This is a genomic window from Spartinivicinus poritis (assembly GCF_028858535.1).
Lineage (GTDB): Bacteria > Pseudomonadota > Gammaproteobacteria > Pseudomonadales > Zooshikellaceae > Spartinivicinus > Spartinivicinus poritis.
On record NZ_JAPMOU010000007.1, the window covers coordinates 33,767 to 57,254 of the forward strand.

Genomic DNA, 23,488 nt, shown 5'->3' on the forward strand with positions numbered 1-23,488 from the left:
GACTACAGCTGTTTTTCCTAAGGAATTAACCCTATGTCCAAATCAGAACATCTTTTCCGGCAAGCCCAACAACATATTCCTGGCGGGGTTAATTCCCCAGTAAGAGCTTTTAAAGGGGTGGGTGGTACACCGATTTTCTTCAAATCTGCACAAGGTCCTTACCTTTATGATGAAGATGATAATCAATATATTGATTATATCGGATCATGGGGACCAATGATTTTAGGCCATAATCATCCAGCCGTGATGGAGGCTATTCAACAGCAAATTAAACAGGGCTTAAGCTTTGGTGCCCCTACTGCTTTGGAAGTCACGATGGCCGATAAGGTTTGTGAAATGGTCCCTAGCATGGACAAAGTACGGATGGTTAATTCCGGTACCGAAGCCACTATGAGCGCTATTCGCTTGGCCAGAGGCTACACTGGCCGGGATAAAATTGTTAAATTTGAAGGCTGCTACCATGGCCATGCTGACTCATTATTAGTCAAAGCGGGCTCTGGAGCATTAACGCTCGGTGTACCCACCTCACCAGGTGTGCCAGCTGATTTGGCTAACCACACGATTACTTTATCTTTTAACGACTTAAACGAAGTTGAAGCCACCTTTAAAGAATTAGGCGAACAAATCGCCTGTATTATTGTGGAACCTGTAGCAGGCAACATGAATTGTATACCTCCCGCACCAGGCTTTTTAGAAGGCTTACGCAGTATTTGCGATCAATATGACAGCGTACTCATTTTTGACGAAGTCATGACAGGCTTTCGGGTAGCCAAAGGTGGGGCTCAGGCTTATTACCAAGTTACTCCAGATTTAACCACTTTAGGCAAAATTATCGGTGGCGGTATGCCCGTTGGTGCATTTGGTGGCAATCAAAAAATCATGTCGCACTTAGCACCAGAAGGACCGGTTTACCAAGCAGGTACATTATCTGGCAACCCTGTTGCTATGGCAGCAGGTCTAGCTACCTTGCAACAACTTGATCAGCCCGATTTTTATGAAAAATTAACAGCTACTACTAGCAAACTTACAACCGGCTTAATTACGCTCGCCAATCAGCAAGGCGTTCCTTTTACAACACAACAAGTAGGCGGTATGTTTGGCCTGTTTTTTACTGAAGACTCTCAAGTTACTAGTTTTCAGCAGGCCAGTAATTGCAACCTTGAACGATTTAAACGCTTTTTCCATGCCATGCTTGAACAAGGTGTATATCTAGCCCCTTCAGCTTTTGAAGCAGGCTTTGTTTCAATTACTCATACTGATGAAATAATTGAAAAAACCTTGAATGCAGCCAAAGCAGCTTTCGCAAAGCTGTTATAAAATACTAGGCCACACCTATAATTTCTTTGCGATAAACCCTACGCGGCTTATTTACGACAACTAGCAGACACTAGTCTGCTAGCTTGTTACACTAGCAAAGCCATTGTCGTCTGATAGATTTACTTTAATTGATTAAAAATTGAAAAAGGCCAGCTTCGTGAACTGCTTTTGCCAGCAACTTCGCATTTACTCCTCATCATTACGAGAGATGTATAATCAAGCTATTCGTCATTTGAGGCCTTCACCACCCCAGTTCCTTTCGCTAATTTTCTGTCAGCTTTTTTTGGTTATAAATATTGGTGTTGCTCATGCAGAGCACAACTCAAATCAAATAGGCATGCCAGAGAAATATGGCTTTAATCAGTTATTAATTCCCGCTTCAGAGCGCTGTCATATAGACCCAGAAACAGAAAATCTGCCAGCGGCAGTCGTTGCTTGTGAGCTAGCAGCCAGTAATGGTGACCCAGAAGCTCAGTACTTATTAGGCCACTTGTATTACCAAGGGGTTGTGGTTGATTTAGATCTTGAGCAAGCTAAATACTGGTTTGAACTGGCGTCATTGCAAGGACACAGCAAAGCTCAATACCAACTTGCCTTTATGTATTATCGAGGAGTTGGCATAAACCAAGACTATACCCAGGCTTATATCATGATGAAAATGGCGGCGGTAAATGGCTATAACGAAGCAATCAGTGTCAGTGATGAAATCAATAGCAAACTATCTCAGGAACAGCGAGCCCTAGCCTTTTATACCCTAAGCCGCATTTTTCAGATGTATGCAAACCAGCTGGAAACAGAAGAAAGTATACCTGCAAGCTCTCCGCTCCAATAAATCAATAAGCAACTTTTTAAAACCTAAGCTGATTTTACTTTTCGGCCAGTTGTTTCAGTAATTGTTTACGCGTTTTAACCATAGTGCGAAAGGTTCTAATCATTGACTCTCGGGAGCAACTATCAGTTGTCACAATCTGCTCAATGCGTTGCTCCAGCTCAGATATTTCTTGTTTTAGCTTTTCTGTCAGTTGCTGTACTTGATGTTCTCGCTCATCACTGGCTTTGAAAGTATAAACTTGATCTTGAAATACTTTCTCAAAATCGAACGACACACACACCATTGCTTGCTTCCCTGCTACAAAGTGACTGTATTATTTTTTGTACACGCACATATATCATTGTGCACATAATTTAAGTCACTTGACTAAAGACATTAGCTCCTTCTAATGTGAGATGCCTGCTTTATTTAGTCCGCTACAAACGACACCTTCAGGCAGCAATGAGGCCATGGTTAGTCCTTTTTACCTGGCACTGGGGGTAGCGGAAATTGGGCAATTTTCTCACCTTTCGCTTCACTAATTTTACTTACCCCTTCTTTAGTTACCTCATCAATTCTGATAACAGCCGTCATTGGAATATAGCTTCGTTTAACTCCTTCAAATTCAGTCTTGAGCTTTTCTTCGCTTGGATCAACCACCACTTGGGATCTTTCGCCAAAAACAAATTCCTCTACTTCAATAAAGCCATAAAGCTCACTTTGAAAGATTTGCCTTGCATAAACCTCATAGACATGACCTTGGTTAAAAAAAATAACCTTAAAAATCGTATTCGTCATATTGATTATCATCTGCCTTGAAGGTGAGACTACAGGCCTATCGCAGACCCTGTTTTTTGGTGGTGCAAGAATAGCAGAAACTCAAGCCTCATTACATTCTCTTAGTTTTGCCTTCCTAGCCAGCTAAGTCCCCAGTATCGTCTTTTATAAAGAAGAACCCCAACAAGCTGGCTACTATCTACAGTATGGTTTGCTGGTATCAGGATTTTAACAAATATTATCCACAGCTATAGGCAATAAGTACTCAGGCAGATATAATGCCCGGTCCGTAATTTTCAACCCTATTGCAATGCTTACTTACCCGCACTGCAAGTTAATATGTGAAGTTTATTAGGTGTCAATCGATGGCCAAAAAGCTTTTTATTAAAACCCATGGTTGCCAGATGAATGAGTATGATTCATCTCGCATGGCTGACTTATTGGGTGAAAGCCATGCGCTGGAGTTGACCGAAAACCCCGAAGAAGCTGATGTACTTTTGTTAAATACGTGCTCAATTAGAGAAAAAGCCCAAGAGAAAGTATTTCATCAGCTAGGCCGCTGGCGAGCCTTAAAAGATAAAAATCCTGATTTAGTCATTGGAGTCGGTGGCTGTGTTGCCAGCCAGGAAGGGAGTGCGATTCAAGATCGAGCCCCCTATGTGGATGTCATCTTTGGCCCCCAAACCCTGCACCGACTACCAGAAATGATTGAAACCAGCCAGGTACAACATGTACCGGTTGTTGATGTCACCTTCCCTGAAATTGAAAAGTTTGATCGCCTGCCAGACCCAAGTGTAGAAGGTGCCTCCGCTTTTGTTTCTATCATGGAAGGCTGCAGTAAATACTGCACTTTCTGTGTTGTGCCTTATACCCGTGGAGAAGAAGTCAGCCGGCCTTTTAATGATGTAATGGCTGAGTGCGTCCACCTTGCCGAACAAGGGGTGAGAGAAGTTAATTTATTGGGTCAAAATGTAAATGCTTATCAGGGGCTGAAAGATGATGGTGATACAGCCGATTTAGCAGAGCTGATTACCTATATCGCTGCAATTGATGGTATTGACCGGATTCGCTTTACTACCTCTCATCCAGTGGAATTTTCTGACAGTCTAATCAATGTCTATGCTGACGTACCTGAATTGGTAAGCCATTTACATTTGCCAGTACAAAGTGGCTCAGATCGAACTCTAGCTGCCATGAAACGTGGGCACACAGTATTGGAGTATAAATCCAAGCTACGTCGCCTAATGAAAATTCGCCCAGATATCAGCTTGTCTTCTGACTTTATTATTGGCTTCCCAGGCGAAACGGATAAAGACTTTGAAGCCACCATGAATCTGATTCAAGAGATTGGCTTTGATACTTCATTTAGTTTTATTTATAGCGCCAGACCAGGCACACCGGCTGCAGACCTGATAGACGACACCCCTGAAGAAACCAAAAAGCAACGCCTGCAAATTTTACAGCAGCGCATCAACCAAAATGCTCAAGCCATTAGCCGCCGAATGGTAGGCAGTCAGCAGAGAATTTTGGTAACTGGTTATTCAAAGAAAGACCCTGGCCAGCTTCAAGGCCGCACCGAAAACAACCGAGTGGTTAATTTTCATGCCACTGATCCTCAGTTGATTGGGAAGTTTGTTGATGTAATTATTACAGAAGCGCTTCCCAATTCGCTAAGAGGCGATATGGTAGGCTCTGAGCTGGATGACAGCACAACCATAAATTAGTAGTGGTTAGCTGACTGTTTCTTACTCTTAGATGGAATCGTTTAACAGCGATTCTCTAAGGGGAAACACAGTGCTTCCAAATTATAAAAGACAAACATAATAACAAACTTAGCACTCCATATAATCCGGAGTCATACATTGCCTTATCCAATCAATTACCACTAAGCTAACAGTATCAAGGCTGAAAAAGAGGTTAAGCCCCCGAGGCTGAAAGACATTTTGAGCGAACCAACAGAACTTGTTAAGTTTTCACTTGAACCCCACGATTCTAAAAGCTTTGCCAATTTATGCGGACAATTTGATGAACATCTAAAGCAAATAGAACAACGTCTAAGCATTCGCATCCGCAACCGCGGCAACCAATTCGAAGTTGAAGGCGAGCACAACTGCATTCTTGCTGCCGAAGAAATCCTTAAGCGACTCTATCGAGAGAGCTGTAATGGCACAGAGCTAAGTCCCGATATTGTTCACCTTTATCTTCAAGAGTCAGGTGTAGAAGCCCTTTATGAAGGCAACGACTCTGAACGTCAGCAGCAAGTTGTGATTAAAACCCGCAAAGCGCTGATTAAACCAAGAGGCCCCAACCAGCAAACATACGTCAAAACCATCCAAAATAATGATATCAATTTTGGCATCGGCCCTGCTGGTACAGGTAAAACCTACTTAGCTGTTGCCTGTGCTGTTGCAGCCTTAGAGCAAGAAATGGTAAGACGTATCCTGTTAGTAAGGCCTGCTGTAGAAGCTGGTGAAAAGCTAGGATTCCTGCCCGGTGACCTAAGCCAGAAAATCGACCCTTATTTACGCCCACTTTATGATGCGCTGTATGAGATGATGGGTTTTGAGCAAGTAGAAAAGCTGATTGAGAAAAATGTCATTGAAGTAGCCCCTCTTGCTTACATGCGAGGCAGAACGCTCAATAATTCATTTATTATTCTTGATGAAAGCCAAAATACGACTGTAGAACAAATGAAAATGTTCTTAACTCGAATTGGCTTTGGCTCAACGGCCGTCATTACTGGTGACACCACTCAAGTCGACTTACCCAAAGGCACTAAATCTGGACTGAAGCACTCTATAGAAGTCCTTAAAGAGGTCAAAGGTATTGGCCTAACTTACTTCAAACCTAAAGATGTTGTCAGGCATCCCCTTGTTCAACGCATCGTGGAAGCTTATGAGCGACATGACAATCAAAAACATAAACGACAACAAGCTGAAGAAGTAAGCAAGTCATGAGTGTTTCTGTCGATATTCAAATAGCCTCAGAATGTCAAGGCATCCCACCCTCAGAGCAGTTTACTCAGTGGGCGACAGCTGCAGTTTATGGCCATAAAGCAATTGCTGAGCTTAGTATTCGAGTCGTAGATGAAACAGAGAGCGCAGAGTTGAATTTTGCTTACCGTCAAAAGCATGGTCCTACTAATGTGTTATCGTTTCCAGCAGAACTGCCTGAGGCTGTTGAGTTACCATTGCTAGGTGACTTAGCTATATGCGCACCTGTTGTATTTCGTGAAGCAGCTGAGCAAAATAAGTCATTAGAAGCCCATTGGGCTCATATGGTGATACATGGCACCTTGCATCTTTTAGGGTTTGACCATATTAATGATAAAGACGCCGAAATCATGGAATCCCTTGAGACCAAGATTTTAATGGAATTAGATTACCCCAATCCCTACCAACCTAGTGAGTCCTTATAGAGTAAATGGAGTCATGAGCGACGATCGATCGAGTTCAGGTCATCACCAAAAAACCTGGTTAGATAAAATTACCCAAGCCTTTTCAGGCGACCCTCGCAACCGCACAGAGCTGCTGGAACAATTACGAGAAGCAGAAACCAATGAAGTGCTCGATGCAGAGTCTCTTAGCATCATTGAAGGAGCCTTTCAGGTCTCTGAAATGCAAGTAAGAGAGATAATGATCCCCCGAGCCCAAATGGTGTGTGTCAGTGTGGACCAATCTCCCCAGCAATTTCTCCCCAAAGTCATCAGCAGCGCCCACTCCCGCTATCCAGTTATTGGCGAGAGCAAAGATGATGTGTTGGGCATTTTGCTGGCAAAAGACCTTTTGCCTCTTGCTTTAGCTCCTGATAAACACTTCGATATCAAAAGCCTGCTTCGCCCTGCAGCGGTTGTACCGGAGAGTAAGCGCCTAAACGTATTACTCAATGAATTCCGCTCCACTCGCAATCATATGGCAATAGTGGTAGACGAATATGGTGGCACAGCTGGTTTGGTCACCATTGAAGATGTGTTAGAGCAAATTGTAGGTGATATCGAAGACGAGCATGATGTTGAGGAAGACACCAATATCAAGCCAATGCAAGATGGTCACTTTATTGTTAAAGCACTTACGCCAATTGATGACTTTAACGAACACTTTCACTCGTCATTCAGCGACAAGGAGTTCGACACCATTGGCGGTATCGTAATGCATAGCTTTGGCCACATGCCAAAGCGCAGCGAAACGGTCAATATAGAAGGCTTCCAGTTTCAGGTTCTCCATGCAGATAGTCGCCGAATTCGACTATTACGAGTAACCCCCGCTTAGCCTTAATTTTTTGTGAGTGGCTTTGTAAGACCAGCTTAGAAGCTCTAAGCTGGTCTGAATAATATTGACGCACACCTCTCTCACCGATAACAATACCTGCCTCACTCAGCAAAACCCCTAATAGCCAATGAACAAATCCACTCCCTGGCCTGGCCATATTCTCACACTCATTGCAGGAGCCATTTATCCACTTGGCTTCAGCCCTTTTAACTGGTGGCCAATCACACTATTAGCATTAGTATTACTCATACCGTTATTGCGCCAATCTACAATCAAAACCACTGCTTTGCGAGGCTGGCTGTTTGGTCTAGGCATGTATGGCACAGGGGTATCCTGGGTGTATGTCAGTATTAATCAGTTTGGTAATGCTCACCCTATTCTGGCTGGATTTCTGACCTTATTATTTGTCGCATTTATTGCTGCGTTATTTGCTGTACCTCAAGCCCTTTTATACCGTTTTCTGAGCCGAAACTTTGTTGCCAATGCTGTTGTTACCGGGCTGGCTTTTACCACTAGCTGGCTATTAGTGGAGTGGGCAAAAACCTGGCTACTAACTGGCTTTCCTTGGCTCTTAGCGGGTTACAGTTTAACTGATAGCTTTGTAAGAGGCTTGGCCCCTATATTTGGCGTGCTATCCCTCAGCTTAGCTTTATTATCCAGCGCCTGGCTGATCTGGCAGCTATGGTTCACTGCCAGCGAAAAACTTAAAGCAAACCAAAAAGTCAGCTGGTCTCTAAACGTAGCTCCACTTATTTTAACCATTGGCTTGTGGAGTAGCGGCTGGCTAGCTCAGACTACCAGCTGGACTTCTCCTAAGTCACAACCACCACTCCAGGTGGCGGCAGTACAAGCCAACATCCCTCAAACGCTCAAATGGAATCCTAACTATGTAAAAACCACCATAGAGCGCTATTTAACGTTGAGTGAAAAGCACTGGAATGCTGATTTATTGGTCTGGTCTGAAAATGCCATACCTGTTTTATACCCACGGGCACAGCGCTTATTAGAAAGCCTGACCAAGCAAGCTAAAGACACCAATACCACATTAATTACTGGGATTCCATTTATCGAAAACACACCGGATAATCACCGTTATTTTAATGGCGTCTTAGCCATCAGCAATCAAGAAACACGGTACCATAAACAAAAGCTGGTTCCCTTTGGTGAATATGTACCATTAGAGTCCTGGCTGCGTGGCTTAATTTCTTTTTTTGACTTACCTATGTCTAGCTTCTCCAAAGGCGAGGCTAGCCAACCACCACTACAAGGCATTAACAATACAACAATTGCTCCCTTTATTTGTTATGAAGTCGTTTATCCTGATTTTGTTGCTAAAAATGCCGCAACAGATGTATTAATCACAATCAGCAATGACACCTGGTTTGGGGACTCGATCGGCCCCCATCAACATTTTCAAATGGCTAGGATGAGGGCTCTAGAGACTCAACGTTATTTAATTCGTGCCACTAATGATGGTATTACCGCCATCATCAATCCTGCTGGCAAAGCTGTTAAACAGCTCCCTCAATTTGATCAGGGTGTATTGATAGGTGAAGTAAAAGCAATGGCAGGAAAAACACCATTCATGCAGTGGCAAAGCTGGCCAATTATCATTTTGACATTAGTGATTATGGCTGGGCTATTAGCTTTCCGGCAGATTACCCTTCATGAAGTGTATACCAAGCAGAAAGTTAATCATGCTAGCTAAAAATAAACCAGCCTATACCACAGTATTCCTATATACTCATGCAGTGCATAGGTTGATTTACTTAGCGCACTAACACTAGGTATAAAGCCCAAAGCAACAGGCAAGCTATCACTGGTAAAACGGGTAGGTGCAGGAATTACCGTAAAGCCTGCTTGTTCAAAACAGGCTTTTGCTCGTTTCATATGCCAAGCATGAGTTACTAGTAAAATAGTCGATACTTCGTTACCAAACTCTCGCCCTGAATTAATGGCATTTTCCCAGGTATTGCGGCTGTTTCCTTCTTGCCAACGGGTAATAATGTGAAAATATTCAAGGAAATAGCGACTCATTATACTGGCTTCGCTTTCCATTTCAGGATCAAAAACAGACCCACCGGCCACCGCCAGTGGCAACTGTAGCTGCTTAACTAAGTGTGCAGCATACAGCATTCTTTCAAGCCCAAACGCTGATGGCGCATCTTTCCCTGAAAACTCTACTGCCTGGGCATGTCGTCCAGCACCAAGTACTACAATAGCCTCTGCATGAGGCTGGCTATTATCACTTATGCCTAATGGCTGAAAGTCAGCTTCGAGATGTTGCAACAGCTTATTGGCTACAAATGGGGTCGCCAAACAATAGGTAAGCAAAAATGTAAAAACCAATAAAAGCAAAGCCATCGTACGCCGCTTAAACCACAACACCCCTACGAACAACAACAAGACTAAATTGATGCCAGGAGGTAGCACCAATAACTTAATCATGGTGTGTAACATTTAATATTAGATCCAAAAAGTCGTCTTATTGGGAAAATATACTTAGCCTAAATACCCGAAGCCTAAGCAATGCTCGGGCAAGCCTCTTACTTACTACTTATGCAGTGTAAAAGGCTTCACTATAGAAAATAAATATTATTTTTACTTTAAAAACCGACAAATCAAGCTGGCATCTTTACGAAAATAAGCACTGACAATTTCCAGCTCATTATGAGACAGGTCAGGTATCTCCACCACCTCGGAAGGCTTTTGATCAGGTTTATCAACCGCTTGCCATTGCCGGGTCTGATAACCTTGCAGGGTTTTTTCTAAGGAGTCAATCAGGTGGTCATATGTTGCTTGTTTGGTTTCAGGCGTTTGCTCATTACTAGCGGGCACCACTGACTGTAACTGTTGTGGTTCATTATGCGGGTATAAAACTCCGTTATCCCAAACCAAATGTAATTTCATTATCCATCCCAGCTCATCATGAGCATTTATTCTATACAGCCCTATTTACTGCGGAGTTACAAAAAATAAGTGATAAACCTTTCTTCAGTGGTAATCCTAAGAAACAACACACTAACGAAAATTTGGTTGCTACCATCCTCTTTTTCACAATTTACTTAATATAAGGTTAGACTATGAATCAGCACTACCCGTTATCTTCTGTCTAATGTATCCTACGCTGTTTAGACTTTATCACTATTTGTTAGCAACCTTTTAGAGAAATCCCGATCATCGCAATGGAAGAACAGTATCAACCCCAGCGTGTTGAAGCCGACGCACAGGCGTACTGGAATGACAATCGTTCATTCGAAGTCACCGAAGATTCCAGCAAACAAAAGTTTTACTGCCTCTCCATGTTTCCCTATCCCAGCGGACGACTCCACATGGGGCATGTTCGCAATTACACCATTGGCGATGTGATTAGCCGATTTCAACGGATGCAGGGCAAAAATGTGCTGCAACCCATGGGCTGGGACGCATTTGGCCTGCCTGCGGAAAATGCCGCAATTCAGCATAAAGTAGCACCGGCAAAGTGGACGGAAGAAAATATTGCGTATATGCGTAATCAGCTAAAAAGCCTTGGCTTTGGTTACGATTGGTCCCGAGAATTAGCCACCTGCCAACCAGACTACTATAAGTGGGAACAGTGGTTTTTTACCCGCCTTTTTGAAAAAGGGTTGGTGTATAAAAAAATGGCCACCGTCAACTGGGACCCTGTAGATCAAACAGTTTTAGCCAATGAGCAAGTTGTTGATGGTCGCGGTTGGCGCTCTGGTGCATTGATTGAGCGAAAAGAAATTCCTCAATGGTTTATCAAAATTACTGATTATGCTGATGAATTATTGTCTGACTTAGAGCAGCTGCCTGACTGGCCTGAACAGGTCAAAACCATGCAAAAAAACTGGATTGGCCGCTCTGAAGGGGTAGAGATGCAATTCCAGTTGGCAGCTCCACTGACTGATGCACCAACTGAATTTTCAATTTACACCACTCGCCCTGACACCGTAATGGGCGTTACCTATGTCGGACTGGCAGCAGAGCACCCCATTGCTTTAGCTGCAGCAAAAAACAATCCAGAGTTGGCTAATTTTATTCAAGAGTGTAAACAAAACGCTGTTGCTGAAGCCGATATGGCCACCATGGAAAAAAAAGGCGTGGATACAGGCTTAACCGCTATTCACCCTATTACTGGCGAGCCTGTTGCTGTTTGGGTAGCTAACTTTGTCTTGATGGACTATGGATCAGGTGCGGTCATGGCTGTACCCGGTCACGACCAACGCGACTGGGAGTTTGCCACTAAATACGGCTTAACCATTAAGCAGGTTATTAAGCCTGAAGTTAACGATATTGAATGTGACCTGTCTAAAGAAGCTTTTACTGAAAAAGGTATTTTAATCAACTCAGATCAATTTGACGGCCTGAGTTTTGACCAAGCATTTGAAGCCATTGCCAACTTCCTGATTAAAGCAGGCAAAGGGAGCAAGCAGGTTAATTACCGGCTAAGAGACTGGGGAGTCTCTCGTCAGCGCTACTGGGGTACTCCTATCCCAATGATTCACCGTAGTAATGGCGAAGCAGTACCGGTTCCCCTGGAACAACTGCCCGTCGAATTACCAACCGATGTCACCTTAGACGGTGTTCAATCCCCAATTAAAAGCAATCCTGAATGGGCTAAAACCAATGCCCCGGTAACAGGTGAGCCTGCAGAGCGAGAAACAGACACTTTCGATACCTTTATGGAGTCCTCCTGGTATTACGCTCGCTATTGCAGCGCTAAATTCAGCGACGGTATGCTGGATAAAGATAAAGCTAACCATTGGTTACCCGTTGATCAGTATATTGGTGGTGTTGAACACGCTGTCATGCACTTATTGTATGCTCGCTTTTTCCATAAGTTACTCCGTGATGAAGGCTTAGTATCCAGTGATGAGCCATTTAAGCGTTTACTCTGCCAAGGTATGGTGCTAGCGGAAACCTATTATCGTGAGGATGACAAAGGCGGCAAAATTTGGATTTCGCCACAAGATGTTGAAGTTGAGCTTGATGACAAAGGGCGCCTAATTAAAGCCACTCATAAAGCCGATGGCCAGCCAGTTGATTACGACGGCATGAGTAAGATGTCAAAGTCGAAAAATAATGGCATCGATCCCCAGGTGATTATCAACAAGTTTGGCGCCGATACAGTTCGCCTGTTTACGATGTTTGCTGCCCCACCAGAGCAATCATTAGAGTGGTCAGATGCTGGCGTAGAAGGGGCTCACCGCTTTCTAAAACGTGCATGGAAACAGGTTTATACTCATGTCAGCCAGGGCCCTGCCGGCAAGGTAAGTCCTGCTGAACTGAATGAATCACAAAAAGACTTACGCCGGAAAACCCATGAAACCATACGCGATATTACCAATGACTTTGCCAACCGGTTAACTTTCAATACTGCTATTGCCAGAGTAATGGAGCTGGTTAATGCATTAGCAAAGTTTGAGGACAACTCTGCTCAAGGTCGTGCAGTTGCCCAAGAAGCCCTTGAAACCATGGTATTAACCTTAGCGCCAATTACACCTCATATTGCGCACAACTTATGGCAAATACTTGGTCATCAAGGGGCAGTGGTTGATGCCACTTGGCCTGTAGTTGATGAAAGTGCATTAACTCGTACCACTCTACAGTACGTAGTTCAAGTCAATGGTAAAGTCAGAGCCAAAATTGAGGTTGCTGCTGATGCAGATAAATCCAACGTTGAGCAAACAGCCTTAACAAGTGAAAACGTGCAAAAATTTATTGCGGATAAAACTGTACGCAAAGTGATTGTCGTTCCAAACAAACTGGTCAACATTGTGGTCGGCTAAGCCGACCTGTTTATTTAGGAGTGAGCTATGCGGATTACCCTGAACAACCTGTTAGGGAAAGCATTAATAACAGTGATAGCAGCTACTTTAATGACGGGCTGTGGCTTTCAACTAAGAGGCTTAGTTGAAGTAGCACCACTACTGTCTACCTTAAAAGTAACTACCCCTGATAATTACAGTCAGTTTAGTCGCAAGCTCGTCCATAGCCTGGAAGCTAATAATATCAGTGTGTCTGACCAAGCTCCCTATACACTTAAAGTGCTTAGCAACGAGCAAGAAAGAAAAGTGGCAAGCTTTTCTGGTAATGCTCAAGCAGCAGAATATCGGGTAAGAGTGACCAATAAATACCAGCTGGAAAATCGCTCTGGACTGGTCATTATTGGCCCATTCAAAGCACAAGCAGAACGAGTATTTCTTCATGAGCCTAATAACGCAGCTGCTTCAGCAAGTGAAGAAAGACTTATTACAGAAGAATTGGATAAAGATATTATCCGTCAAATTCAGCTACGCTTAGCCGCACTCAGCAACACAGATATAGAAAATGCAGAAGCAGAAGCCGAGGCAAAAAAACTAGCAGAAGAGAAAAAAAAGCAGCCTTTATAAATCAACCTTTTTGGCCTGGTAATATATCAGGCCTACAGTCCTGCCATGAAAATTCGTCTTGATCAATTACCTTCCCATTTAAACCCCCTTAAACCTATTTACCTGATAGCCAGTGATGAGCCTTTACAGCAAATAGAAGCCGTTGACCAGGTTCGCGCAGCTGCCCGTCATCAGGGCTTTACCGAGAGAGTATTATTTCATGCTGAAGCAGGCTTTGACTGGGACTTGTTACTTGAGTCAGCCAATGCACTATCATTATTTGCTGATAGAAAATTAATAGAATTGAGAATCCCTAACGGCAAGCCAGGAGAAAAAGGCAATAAAGCAATTGAAGCCTATTGCCAAAATCCTTCCCCTGACAATATTTTATTAATTATTACGCCTAAGCTTGAAGGCGCTATTCAACGCAGTAAGTGGTTCAAAAAACTCGACCAAATAGGTATTTTCCTGCCTATTTGGCCAGTTGAGCCCAGTCGCTTACCAAACTGGTTGAAACAGCGATTTCAACAAGCAGGCCTGTCAGCCTCCCCAGAAGCGATTGAACTGCTGACAGATCGCATTGAAGGGAATTTACTAGCTGCTTCTCAAGAAATAGAGAAACTAAAGCTGTTAGCTATAGATGGCAAAGTCACTGCAGCCCATATTACTGACTCAGTATCAGATAGCGCTCGTTATGATGTCTTTGGGCTGGTTGATGCGGCACTACAGGGTGATATACGACACTGCCTAAGAATTATTTCAGGGTTAAAAGCTGAAGCGTCAGAGACCACCCTTATTTTATGGGCTTTAACCAGAGAAATTCGCAACCTATCAGAATTTAGTTACTTAATACACCAAGGAAACCCAACTGATCAGGTATGTAAACAATTAAAAATCTGGCCAAAACGCAAGCCTCTCGTACAACAAGCAGCTCGACGCCACAGAGAAAAAGACTTCCGCTCAATGCTACAACATGCTGCCAACATTGATACGGCAATTAAAGGACTAGCTAAAGAAAATATTTGGGATGAGTTAACTCAACTAACACTGAAATTAGCGGGAGTTCCGACTCAAATATAGAACATTAAAGCCCTCCAAAAGATCTATGAGGGCTTTATATAAATTAGATAATCAGATCTTCCTTGGCTTGCTGATCTGCATGATAGGAAGAGCGAACTAAAGCGCCACTAGCCACCTTATCAAAACCCAGTGACTTAGCAATTTCTGCCAATTCGGCAAACTCATCAGGATGGACAAAACGATCTACTGGCAAATGATGACGACTTGGCTGCAAGTACTGACCCAGCGTAATCATTTCAATATTATGTTCACGCATGTCATGCATTACTTCAATTACCTCTTCCTTGGTTTCTCCTAACCCCAACATAATGCCTGACTTGGTTGGCACATGAGGTACCCGCTCTTTATAGCGCTTTAATAAATCCAGTGACCATTGATAATCAGAGCCAGGGCGAATTTTCCGATAAAGACTAGGCACAGACTCAAGGTTATGATTAAACACGTCAGGTGGTGTTTCACCTAAAATGTCTAACGCTACTTCCATTCTGCCACGAAAATCTGGTACTAAAACTTCAATTTCCAGTTTTGGGCTTCTTGCTCTGGCTTCACGGATACAGTCAGCAAAATGCTGAGCACCACCATCTCGCAAATCATCACGATCTACAGAAGTAATTACCACATATTTTAAGCCCAAGTCAGCTATAGCAGTGGCAAGGTGAGCAGGCTCATTGGCATCAAGTTGATTTGGGCGACCATGAGCCACATCACAGAAAGGGCATCGGCGAGTACAAATATCCCCCATGATCATAAAAGTCGCAGTGCCTCCACCGAAACACTCACCCAGATTTGGGCACGAAGCTTCTTCACACACTGTATGCAGTTTGTGTTTACGTAGCAGTTTTTTTATTCGATCAACTTCTGGCGAAATTGGCATTCTTACCCGTAGCCAGTCGGGCTTCCGAGGCATATTTTCTTTTTCAGTTGGGATTACCTTTACAGGTATACGGGCAACTTTTTCAGCACCACGTAACTTCACTCCACGCTCAACACGTGCTGGCTTTTTCTTAGCAGGTGGCATTGGTTGCATATCTGTCATTTGCTAATCCCAATCTGTATTCGTTTCAGTTTGAGCAGTACTACCATGAGTCACCACCCTTGTATAACCCAGCCGCTGTTGCAAACCTTGCTGAATAACACCCCTCACCTCAGTCAGGGTAAGTTCAGGCTTGGTTAACAGCCCTGCCATATCAACCATTTTCATACCCGCATAACCACAAGGGTTAATTCGAGCAAATGGTTCTAAATCCATATTTACATTCAAGGCAAAGCCATGATAAGAACAGCCTCGTCTTACCCTTAGGCCCAGAGAAGCTATTTTCGCACCATCAACATAAACGCCTGGTGCATCAGGCTTTGCAGCAGCCTCAAGGCTATATTGAGCTAACGAGTCAATTAAGGTTTGCTCAATTAGCGTAACCAGCTCTCTCACCCCACAGCCCAGCCGCTTTAAATTCAATAATAAATAACCTATCAGCTGGCCAGGACCATGATAGGTCACTTGGCCACCACGATCTGCTTGAACAATAGGGATATCCCCAGGCATTAGTACATGCTCTGTTTTACCTGCCTGCCCCTGAGTAAAAACCGGGTCATGCTCTAGCAGCCAAATTTCATCAGCAGTGTCAGGCTGCCTGCTCTCTGTAAACTGTTTCATCATCTGAAACACATCAGAGTATGACTGCTGGCTAAGGTAACGAAAAATGAGTGGCTGATCTGCTGGTGCCTTCATAAATGCCCCATGTTTATAGCACCATTACTACACGACCACTGGCTTTTAGCTCTTCAAAAATAGCTTTCAATTGTGCTTCACCAGTCGCGGTAATCGTGACATTGACAGCTTGATATTTACCATTACGACTATCACGGCGGGTCGCTTTACCATTAAAGCTGGGATCATGTTTTTGCATAACACCAATAACAAACTGCTCAAAGTCATCAGTTGAAGCGCCCATTACCTTAATTGGATAGTCACAAGGAAACTCTATCTTAGGGGCTGTCTGGCTTTTATCTTGTTCAGTCATAAAGCAACCAGCAATTCTCTTTAAAGCTTATTAGTTAGTACGTATATCCTGCCTATTATACATCCGTCTAGCCAGTCAAGAAATCTTATCTCGTTCTTGCGGGTATTTGCTGAAAAGGATCTTTGTTTATAATAATAAACTAAGTTTCCTATTGTAAACTTTATTACCCAAATCACAAGCAGTCATCGCAAACCATAGTAATAAGCTGATTGAGTTAGCTTTAGTATGATCCAAATACGAAACAGGCCCTCATAAGAGGGCCTGTACAAGAAAGAGAAGAGAAACAATTACTCAGTGAATAATTGGTAAAAGAATAAACGCAGTTGATCCCACAACTTTTTGAAAAAGCCAGCCTCTGCTACTGATTCCAAGGCAACTAAAGGAACCTCTCTAATAAGCTGGTCATTTAAAGAAACCTTTACTGCCCCTAGTGGCTGCCCTTGCTCAAGTGGTGCTTCAATTACAGAGTTAACTTCCATTTCAGCCTTTAGCGCTTTTGACTCTCCTCTTGGGATTGTCACCATTAAGTCTTCAGCAACACCTACTGATACACGATTTGCATCACCTTTCCAGACGGATACTTTTTCTAGTGAAGCCCCTGCTGATTTAACTTTTACATTTTCAAAAAAACGGAATCCATAGGTCAGCAGCTTTTGGCTCTCTGCCGCTCGTGCTTTTGAGCTTTTGGTTCCCATTACCACTGAAATAAGTCGCTGATTTTCTTTTTTAGCAGAAGTAACAAGGCAATAACCAGCCTCTTTTGTATAACCAGTTTTCAATCCATCAACTGATGAGTCTCGCCATAACAGTGCGTTACGGTTAGCCTGGCGCTTTAAAGGCTTTCCTGTGCGCTTATCAACTCCATACTGAAAATATTTTTCAGAATAAACTCCATACCGCTCTGGGTAGTCATAAACAATTGCTTTTGCCAGCTTGGCAAGGTCTCTAGCTGTTGTATAGTGATTCTCTGCTGGCCAACCAGTTGCATTAACAAAGTGAGTATTGGTCATTCCCAGTTTGACTGCAGTAGCATTCATTACATCTGCAAATGACTCTTCACTACCTGCAATATGCTCAGCCATTGCCACGCTAGCGTCATTACCAGATACAATAATAATCCCTTTCAGCAGATCTTCGACTGAAACTTGCTCCCCTACCTCAATAAACATCAAGGAGCCTTTCATCTGCCAGGCTTTTTCACTGACTATGACAGTTTCATTTAGCTGTAAATTACCTGAAGCAATTTCTGCCTCAGCTATATAAGCTGTCATCATTTTAGTTAAACTGGCAGGTGGCAGCTTTTCATCAGCATTTTCTTCCACCAACACTTCGCCAGTATCTGCATCAATTAACAGATAACTCTTAGCTGCTAGTTTGGGTGGCGAAGGAATTACAGCCAGTGCCTGGTTAGCACCCAGCAAACTAATAAGTAAAACAAAAGAAGTAAGTTTCACTGAAAAAAATTTGAAGTATTTCATAATAAGCGAAAATCAAGCTCGCTGACTTAATGTCCCCAATAAAAACCGTTTAGGCCCGTTAAAAAGAAATAATGCCTACAATAACCTAGTTAGAAAGTATGGTAAATTTCTGTTTACTCATCATATCGTCCTTAGTGATAGCATACAAATTAAAATCTATTCGAGCACTACATGCGGGCTTCCCAGCTTGGCATTAGCAATCCTTAATCTTAATTGCTCAAGCTGTTCAGCATCTGAGATTGGGCCAATTCGAACTCTATGCAAAGGATTAGCAGCAGATGGAGCATATAATACCGTAACTGGTAGTTTAGTTAACGCATGTAATCGTTGCTTTAGTGCCTGAGCTGACTCTAGCTTACTAAACGCAGCCACTTGCAAATACATTCGCTTATTTTTGGCATAGTCATTTAGTAAGTTTTTTGCTGGCGCTGTTTTGGTAGTTTTTTTAGCTTGGTACTGTGGTGGAACAATGCCCTCAACTTTAACTCTAGCAGTACCATTCTTTTGGTAACCCAGTTTTTTGGCAGCAGCATAAGACAAGTCGATCAAACGATCTTTAACAAAAGGTCCTCTATCATTTACCCTCACTACAACTGATTTACCGTTGTCCAAGTTAGTTACTTTAGCATAGGAGGGCAATGGCAATGTACGGTGGGCAGCTGACATACCATACATATTGTATGTCTCACCTAAAGCAGTTTTTTTACCGTGAAATTTAGTGCCATACCAAGATGCTACTCCTTTAGCTGTATAGCCAGTAGCTGACTTTAATGGATTATAAGTCACTCCTAGCACTTTATAAGGGCGGCTCTTGGTTTTTCCATAGTGCGGGCGAGGCACTGCATCAGGAACTTTCGCTGCATCAAAGTCGCCTTTAGGCGCTCCATCCTTTTCAATAGAAGGATTAAAAGTACAGCCTGCCAGCCATAAGACAAAAATACTCAGTACAGAAAAAAACCAAGAGTTTTTTTTCAAGTTAAACATGCCGCCATTTACCTTGCTTAAAGTCAGTTATTAACAAAAAACCACTACAGTTTTAAGTATAACTCACCCTTTAGAGTTTGATTGATTTAGCGCTAATCGCTCAGTTTTAATTGCTTGCCCTAATTGGTAAACAGCCATTGCATATAATGTACTGTGGTTATATCGAGTTATAACATAGAAGTTGGGTAGTGTTACCCAATGCTCTACTCCTCGTTTTCCAGTTAACTCTATAGCTCTTGCTTTTGTTTTATCTACAACAGGTGTAGAAAACTCCCAGCCCAGAGACTTAATCTGACTTATTGTTTTTTGGGGTTCTAGTTTTGGTTGTAATGCTTGTCGATAACTTTTCCCTGATACTTTTGCTGTTGCTAATACAGGCTTGCCTGTTTCCCAACCATGGGATTTGAAGTAATTAGCTACACTACCAATTGCATCTGTAGAGTTTTTCCAAATATCTACTTTCTTATCGTTGTTAAAATCAATTGCAAATCTTCTAAAACTGCTGGGAATAAATTGCGGATAGCCCATTGCTCCAGCATAAGACCCTTTGAGCGCTAAAGGGTCTATACCTTGTTCACGACTCATCAGCAAAAAGTTTACAAGCTCCTTGCGAAAAAACGGTCCTCGCCTAGGGTGCTCAAAGCCCAGCGTTGATAATGCATCCATTACCCGAAAACGGCCTGACTGACGACCATAAAAAGTTTCTACACCAATAATCGCTACAATAATCTCTGCTGGAATACCATATTGCTGCTCAGCCCTGGTTAGTGCTTGCTGGTTCTTTTGCCAGAAGTCCACACCACCTTTAATTCGTTTATTGGTTAAAAAGATTTCTCGATACTCACCCCAGGTTTTGGTTTTTTCTGCTGGGCGACTCATTGCATCAAGTATCGATTGCTTTCTTTCAACCTTGGCAAACAAAGTTTCCAGTTTTTTTCGACTGAACTTGTGTTTAGCTTCCATTTCAGCAACAAAGTGCTCAATCACTTGCTTATCAAAAGCAGTGGGTGTTGTCTGCTTAGCCATTACCCCTAGCGATAAAAGGGGAAAAGTAACCATTAAAATTGCTTTTTTTACCAAAACCATACCACTCAACTCAATCAACCTTGTAAGAACTAAGCTGATAGCTCAACTGAAAAATACTGTTTCTTATGACAGCAAAAACAACAAAAAGCTCAGCTGGTTTATTTTTTAAACAACCTTTTCCAAACAACAATTCTTGCTTGTTAGGTTACAACTGTAAACAGTATAAACCTGTTACTTTAACTGCCTTATACTTTAGGAGGCGCGACTTACTAATTTAATTCTAGTGCTAATAAGAGCTATGTGGTTCGGCCTAGCAGCGTTCGATGAGTGTGAATTGACATTAAAATACCAAAACCTGCCATCAGAGTAACTATTGAGGTCCCCCCCCTACTGACTAGTGGTAATGGTACACCAACCACTGGCAGCAATCCGCTAACCATCCCAATATTTACGAAAATATATACAAAAAAGGTGAGAGTCACACTACCAGCCAACAGTTTACCAAACAGTGTTTGTGCTTTAGCAGAAATAATAATTCCACGTGTAATAATAACAGCATAAACACACAACAGTAGCACAACACCAATTAGCCCAAACTCTTCAGCCAATACAGCAATAATAAAGTCTGTGTGACTTTCAGGGAGAAAGTCAAGATGCGACTGGGTACCTGCCAACCAGCCTTTTCCATGTATTCCGCCTGAACCGATGGCTACTTTTGACTGAATAATGTTCCAGCCAGCTCCCCAAGGGTCTTTTTCAGGCTCTAAAAAAGTTAACACCCGCTGCTTTTGATACTCTCGCATGACAAAGTGCCACATGACATACACAGCAGGCACAGCAAGCATGACAGCCCCAAAAATAAAACGCCAGCGTAAACCAGCAAGTAGCAACACAAAAATACCTGCCGCAGCCACTAATAGCGACGTCCCCAGATCTGGCTGCTTTGCAATTAACCCCACTGGAATAGCAACCAACAGTAGTGTACCTATAACAGCTTTAAATGAAGGAGGAACGATATGTTTTGATAGAAACCAGGCAACCACAATGGGCATGACCAACTTCATAATTTCAGAAGGCTGGAATCGCACACTGGACATACCCGGTACAGCAATCCAGCGCTGAGCACCTTTTGCACCCGTACCAAACAACAACACTGCAACAAGCAGTGCCAAACCTATAAGGTATACCCAAGGAGCCCAACGACAAAATATACGGGGGGGCACCTGGGCAAATAAAGCCATCACCACAAAACCAATAGCAAGATAAATCGATTGCCTGGTCATAATGGATTCGCTTTGACCACTGGCACTAAATAAAATGAATAAGCCCCCTGCTGTTAACAACAACAGAGCACCCAGCAAAATTGGATCAAGATGGAGCTTAAACCAAAACCCCGGAGGCTTGCTTAATTGCCCATGGGTAACAGAGGACAGCTGTCTTACATATTCAGGACTCATTCAGACTTACTCACTGCTAATCGCTGTTCTGCCAACTTGGGTAACAAATAAGCATCTAGTACTTTACGAGCAACAGGAGCAGCGGCAGAACTTCCCCCCCCTCCATTTTCAACAATAACTGCAATGGCTATCTGTGGATTTTCAATCGGTGCAAATGCTATGAATAAACCATGGTCATGGTGGATTTTTTTCAGTTTTTTTGCGTCGTAACGCTCGTTTTGTTTAATTCCAACTACTTGTGCTGTTCCTGTTTTTCCCGCCATAGTGTATTGCAGATCTTTACCTATGCGATAATTAGCCGTGCCACGGGGGTCATGAACTACTTTACGCATAGACTCATTAACAAAGTCCCAATAAGCGGGGTTAGACACCTCTATTGATTCTGGTGCAGTAGGTAACTCTCGTTTTATTTCTCCAGAAGCGGACTTAAGTAGTTTAGGTTGGATCCACTTACCTCTATTAGCTATCACAGCTGTTGCCGTTGCCAACTGTAATGGCGTTGACAGCATATAGCCTTGACCAATTCCACTGATTAACGTTTCACCTGGGAACCAAGGCACTCCTTTAACACCTTCTTTCCACTCACGAGACGGAATCAACCCAGGCCGCTGCTCAGCAACATCCATTGCTGTACGTTTACCTAAACCAAACTTAGTTAAATAATCATGTAAATCATCAATTCCCATATTTAAAGCTAAGTCATAAAAATAAGTATCATTTGAGACATAAACCGCTCGCTCCAAATTCACCCAGCCATGACCTCCTCGTTTCCAGTTTCTATATAAACGAGGCTTATTGGGCAGCTTATAGTAACCAGGATCAAAGATTTTAAAGCTAGGCTCTCTTACTCCCAGATCTAAAGCGGCCAATGCCAGCATGGGTTTTATTGTAGAAGCCGGGGGGTATTCTCCTAATGACGCGCGATTGTATAAGGGGCGATCTGGATGATCCCGTAAAACACTATAGGTTTTATAGGGGATACCAGAAACAAATAAATTAGGGTCATAAGATGGCTGGCTGACCATCGCGAGTATCCCGCCAGTTTTAGGCTCAATGGCTACAATAGCACCACGTTTACCAGCCAGCGCTTCATACGAAACTTGTTGTAAATAGCTATCTAAATACAGAGTTAAGTTGACACCTGGTTGGGGATCCTGCTGGTTTAAAACGCGTAATACACGCCCCCTGGCGTTTGTTTCAACTTCCTGGTAACCCACCTGTCCAAGCAAATCCTCTTCATAAAAGCGCTCGACACCGATTTTTCCAATTGAGCGCATACCACTATATTTTTGAGGATCAAGCCGCTTCAACTCTCTTTCGTTAATTTTGCCTACGTAACCAACCGCATGGGCAAAAGGTTCTGCTTGTGGGTAAAAGCGAACCAACTGAGCCTCGATTTCAACACCAGTGAAGCGCTGCTCATTTACAGAAATAATGGCTATTTCTTCTTCTGTTAGACCATGCTTCAATGGTACTGGCTCATAGGGTGCTCGCCGCTTACGCAAGCGCTTATAAAAACCCTGGACTTCTTCTTCTGAAATATTTATTAATGAGGCTAGGTCACGCACCGTAGTATCCAGATCCTTGATGCGCTCCTTGATTAAAGACAGGTTAAAACTTGGTTTATTATCCGCGAGCAATATGCCATGAGTGTCGTAGATCAAGCCTCGGGTAGGCGGGATGGGCTTTAAGTGAATTCGGTTTTCATCCGACTTAGTTGAGAGTTCTTCATATTGAACAACTTGTAGAACAAATAGTCTTGATAGTAATAGCCCAGTTAATAGCACCAGGCAAAATGCAGCAAGAACAATCCGGTTTTTAAAGATTTTAACTTCTCGCCTATGATCCTTCAGAGTATCCCGGTCATTCATTGCTAATTACTAATGCTTTTTTAG

At 42.9% G+C, this 23,488-nt stretch carries 22 protein-coding genes; 10 read left to right on the forward strand and 12 right to left on the reverse strand.

Going from position 1 to position 23,488, the window contains the following annotated elements:
• Window positions 1–33 precede the first annotated feature (33 nt).
• On the forward strand, window positions 34–1,317 hold the full coding sequence (gene hemL, locus ORQ98_RS07635; protein ID WP_274688199.1) for a glutamate-1-semialdehyde 2,1-aminomutase: 1,284 nt from the start codon (window positions 34–36) through the stop codon (window positions 1,315–1,317).
• 157 nt (window positions 1,318–1,474) lie between these two features.
• Window positions 1,475–2,149 (forward strand): tetratricopeptide repeat protein, encoded by a 675-nt coding sequence (locus ORQ98_RS07640; RefSeq protein ID WP_274688200.1) that lies wholly within the window; start codon window positions 1,475–1,477, stop codon window positions 2,147–2,149.
• A 34-nt stretch (window positions 2,150–2,183) separates the two neighbouring features.
• Here the strand turns inward: ORQ98_RS07640 and ORQ98_RS07645 are convergent, their stop codons facing one another.
• Both ORQ98_RS07645 and ORQ98_RS07650 read right to left on the reverse strand, forming a co-directional pair.
• Window positions 2,184–2,432: a hypothetical protein gene (locus ORQ98_RS07645; protein WP_274688201.1), complete on the reverse strand. Its 249-nt coding sequence runs from the start codon at window positions 2,430–2,432 to the stop codon at window positions 2,184–2,186.
• A gap of 170 nt (window positions 2,433–2,602) precedes the next feature.
• Window positions 2,603–2,926 (reverse strand): DUF1820 family protein, encoded by a 324-nt coding sequence (locus tag ORQ98_RS07650; protein WP_274688202.1) that lies wholly within the window; start codon window positions 2,924–2,926, stop codon window positions 2,603–2,605.
• Between the two features lie 344 nt (window positions 2,927–3,270).
• Between ORQ98_RS07650 and miaB the strand changes: the two genes are divergently transcribed.
• The 5 genes from miaB (at window position 3,271) to lnt (ending at window position 8,881) form a co-directional block, all read left to right on the forward strand.
• Window positions 3,271–4,629, forward strand: coding sequence for a tRNA (N6-isopentenyl adenosine(37)-C2)-methylthiotransferase MiaB (gene miaB, locus ORQ98_RS07655; RefSeq protein ID WP_274688203.1), 1,359 nt, complete (start codon window positions 3,271–3,273; stop codon window positions 4,627–4,629).
• Between the two features lie 219 nt (window positions 4,630–4,848).
• On the forward strand, window positions 4,849–5,862 hold the full coding sequence (locus tag ORQ98_RS07660) for a PhoH family protein (protein WP_274688204.1): 1,014 nt from the start codon (window positions 4,849–4,851) through the stop codon (window positions 5,860–5,862).
• On the forward strand, window positions 5,859–6,323 hold the full coding sequence (ybeY, locus tag ORQ98_RS07665) for an rRNA maturation RNase YbeY (protein ID WP_274688205.1): 465 nt from the start codon (window positions 5,859–5,861) through the stop codon (window positions 6,321–6,323). Before ORQ98_RS07660 ends, ybeY begins: the two co-directional genes overlap by 4 nt.
• 13 nt (window positions 6,324–6,336) lie before the next feature.
• On the forward strand, window positions 6,337–7,173 hold the full coding sequence (locus ORQ98_RS07670) for a CorC family transporter (protein WP_274688206.1): 837 nt from the start codon (window positions 6,337–6,339) through the stop codon (window positions 7,171–7,173).
• 127 nt (window positions 7,174–7,300) lie between these two features.
• Window positions 7,301–8,881 carry an apolipoprotein N-acyltransferase gene (lnt, locus tag ORQ98_RS07675; protein WP_274688207.1) on the forward strand — a complete coding sequence of 527 codons (1,581 nt, stop codon included), beginning with the start codon at window positions 7,301–7,303 and terminating at the stop codon, window positions 8,879–8,881.
• Here the strand turns inward: lnt and ORQ98_RS07680 are convergent.
• On the reverse strand, window positions 8,878–9,621 hold the full coding sequence (locus ORQ98_RS07680; protein WP_274688208.1) for a YdcF family protein: 744 nt from the start codon (window positions 9,619–9,621) through the stop codon (window positions 8,878–8,880). The genes lnt and ORQ98_RS07680 overlap by 4 nt on opposite strands.
• Before the next feature lie 153 nt (window positions 9,622–9,774).
• On the reverse strand, window positions 9,775–10,083 hold the full coding sequence (locus ORQ98_RS07685; protein ID WP_274688209.1) for a hypothetical protein: 309 nt from the start codon (window positions 10,081–10,083) through the stop codon (window positions 9,775–9,777).
• Window positions 10,084–10,358: 275 nt separating this feature from the next.
• On the opposite strand from ORQ98_RS07685, the gene leuS reads away from it, so the two are divergent.
• The 3 genes from leuS to holA are packed head-to-tail and all read left to right on the forward strand — an operon-like array spanning window position 10,359 to window position 14,627.
• Window positions 10,359–12,965, forward strand: coding sequence for a leucine--tRNA ligase (leuS, locus tag ORQ98_RS07690; RefSeq protein WP_274688210.1), 2,607 nt, complete (start codon window positions 10,359–10,361; stop codon window positions 12,963–12,965).
• Between the two features lie 27 nt (window positions 12,966–12,992).
• Complete coding sequence (locus tag ORQ98_RS07695; protein ID WP_274688211.1) at window positions 12,993–13,568, forward strand: LPS-assembly lipoprotein LptE; 576 nt, start codon at window positions 12,993–12,995, stop codon at window positions 13,566–13,568.
• Between the two features lie 45 nt (window positions 13,569–13,613).
• Complete coding sequence (gene holA / locus ORQ98_RS07700; protein WP_274688212.1) at window positions 13,614–14,627, forward strand: DNA polymerase III subunit delta; 1,014 nt, start codon at window positions 13,614–13,616, stop codon at window positions 14,625–14,627.
• A gap of 43 nt (window positions 14,628–14,670) precedes the next feature.
• On the opposite strand, the gene lipA is transcribed toward holA, so the two are convergent.
• The 8 genes from lipA to mrdA all read right to left on the reverse strand — a co-directional run bounded on the left by lipA (window position 14,671) and on the right by mrdA (window position 23,464).
• A complete protein-coding gene (lipA, locus tag ORQ98_RS07705) occupies window positions 14,671–15,663 on the reverse strand; it encodes a lipoyl synthase (RefSeq protein ID WP_274688213.1) in 993 nt (330 codons plus the stop codon).
• Window positions 15,664–15,666: 3 nt separating this feature from the next.
• A complete protein-coding gene (lipB, locus tag ORQ98_RS07710; RefSeq protein ID WP_274688214.1) occupies window positions 15,667–16,356 on the reverse strand; it encodes a lipoyl(octanoyl) transferase LipB in 690 nt (229 codons plus the stop codon).
• A gap of 13 nt (window positions 16,357–16,369) precedes the next feature.
• A complete protein-coding gene (locus ORQ98_RS07715) occupies window positions 16,370–16,648 on the reverse strand; it encodes an HP0495 family protein (protein ID WP_274688215.1) in 279 nt (92 codons plus the stop codon).
• Between the two features lie 287 nt (window positions 16,649–16,935).
• A complete protein-coding gene (locus ORQ98_RS07720; protein WP_425347677.1) occupies window positions 16,936–18,102 on the reverse strand; it encodes a D-alanyl-D-alanine carboxypeptidase family protein in 1,167 nt (388 codons plus the stop codon).
• A gap of 180 nt (window positions 18,103–18,282) precedes the next feature.
• Window positions 18,283–19,110: a septal ring lytic transglycosylase RlpA family protein gene (locus ORQ98_RS07725; protein WP_274688217.1), complete on the reverse strand. Its 828-nt coding sequence runs from the start codon at window positions 19,108–19,110 to the stop codon at window positions 18,283–18,285.
• A gap of 63 nt (window positions 19,111–19,173) precedes the next feature.
• Window positions 19,174–20,196, reverse strand: a complete 1,023-nt coding sequence (gene mltB / locus ORQ98_RS07730; protein WP_274688218.1) for a lytic murein transglycosylase B — start codon at window positions 20,194–20,196, stop codon at window positions 19,174–19,176.
• Window positions 20,197–20,432: 236 nt separating this feature from the next.
• Window positions 20,433–21,593 carry a rod shape-determining protein RodA gene (gene rodA / locus ORQ98_RS07735; protein WP_274688219.1) on the reverse strand — a complete coding sequence of 387 codons (1,161 nt, stop codon included), beginning with the start codon at window positions 21,591–21,593 and terminating at the stop codon, window positions 20,433–20,435.
• The gene (gene mrdA, locus ORQ98_RS07740) at window positions 21,590–23,464 is read right to left on the reverse strand and encodes a penicillin-binding protein 2 (protein WP_274688220.1); all 1,875 of its coding nucleotides are present in this window, start codon (window positions 23,462–23,464) and stop codon (window positions 21,590–21,592) included. The genes rodA and mrdA overlap by 4 nt, the downstream gene beginning before the upstream one ends.
• Between the last annotated feature and the right edge of the window lie 24 nt (window positions 23,465–23,488).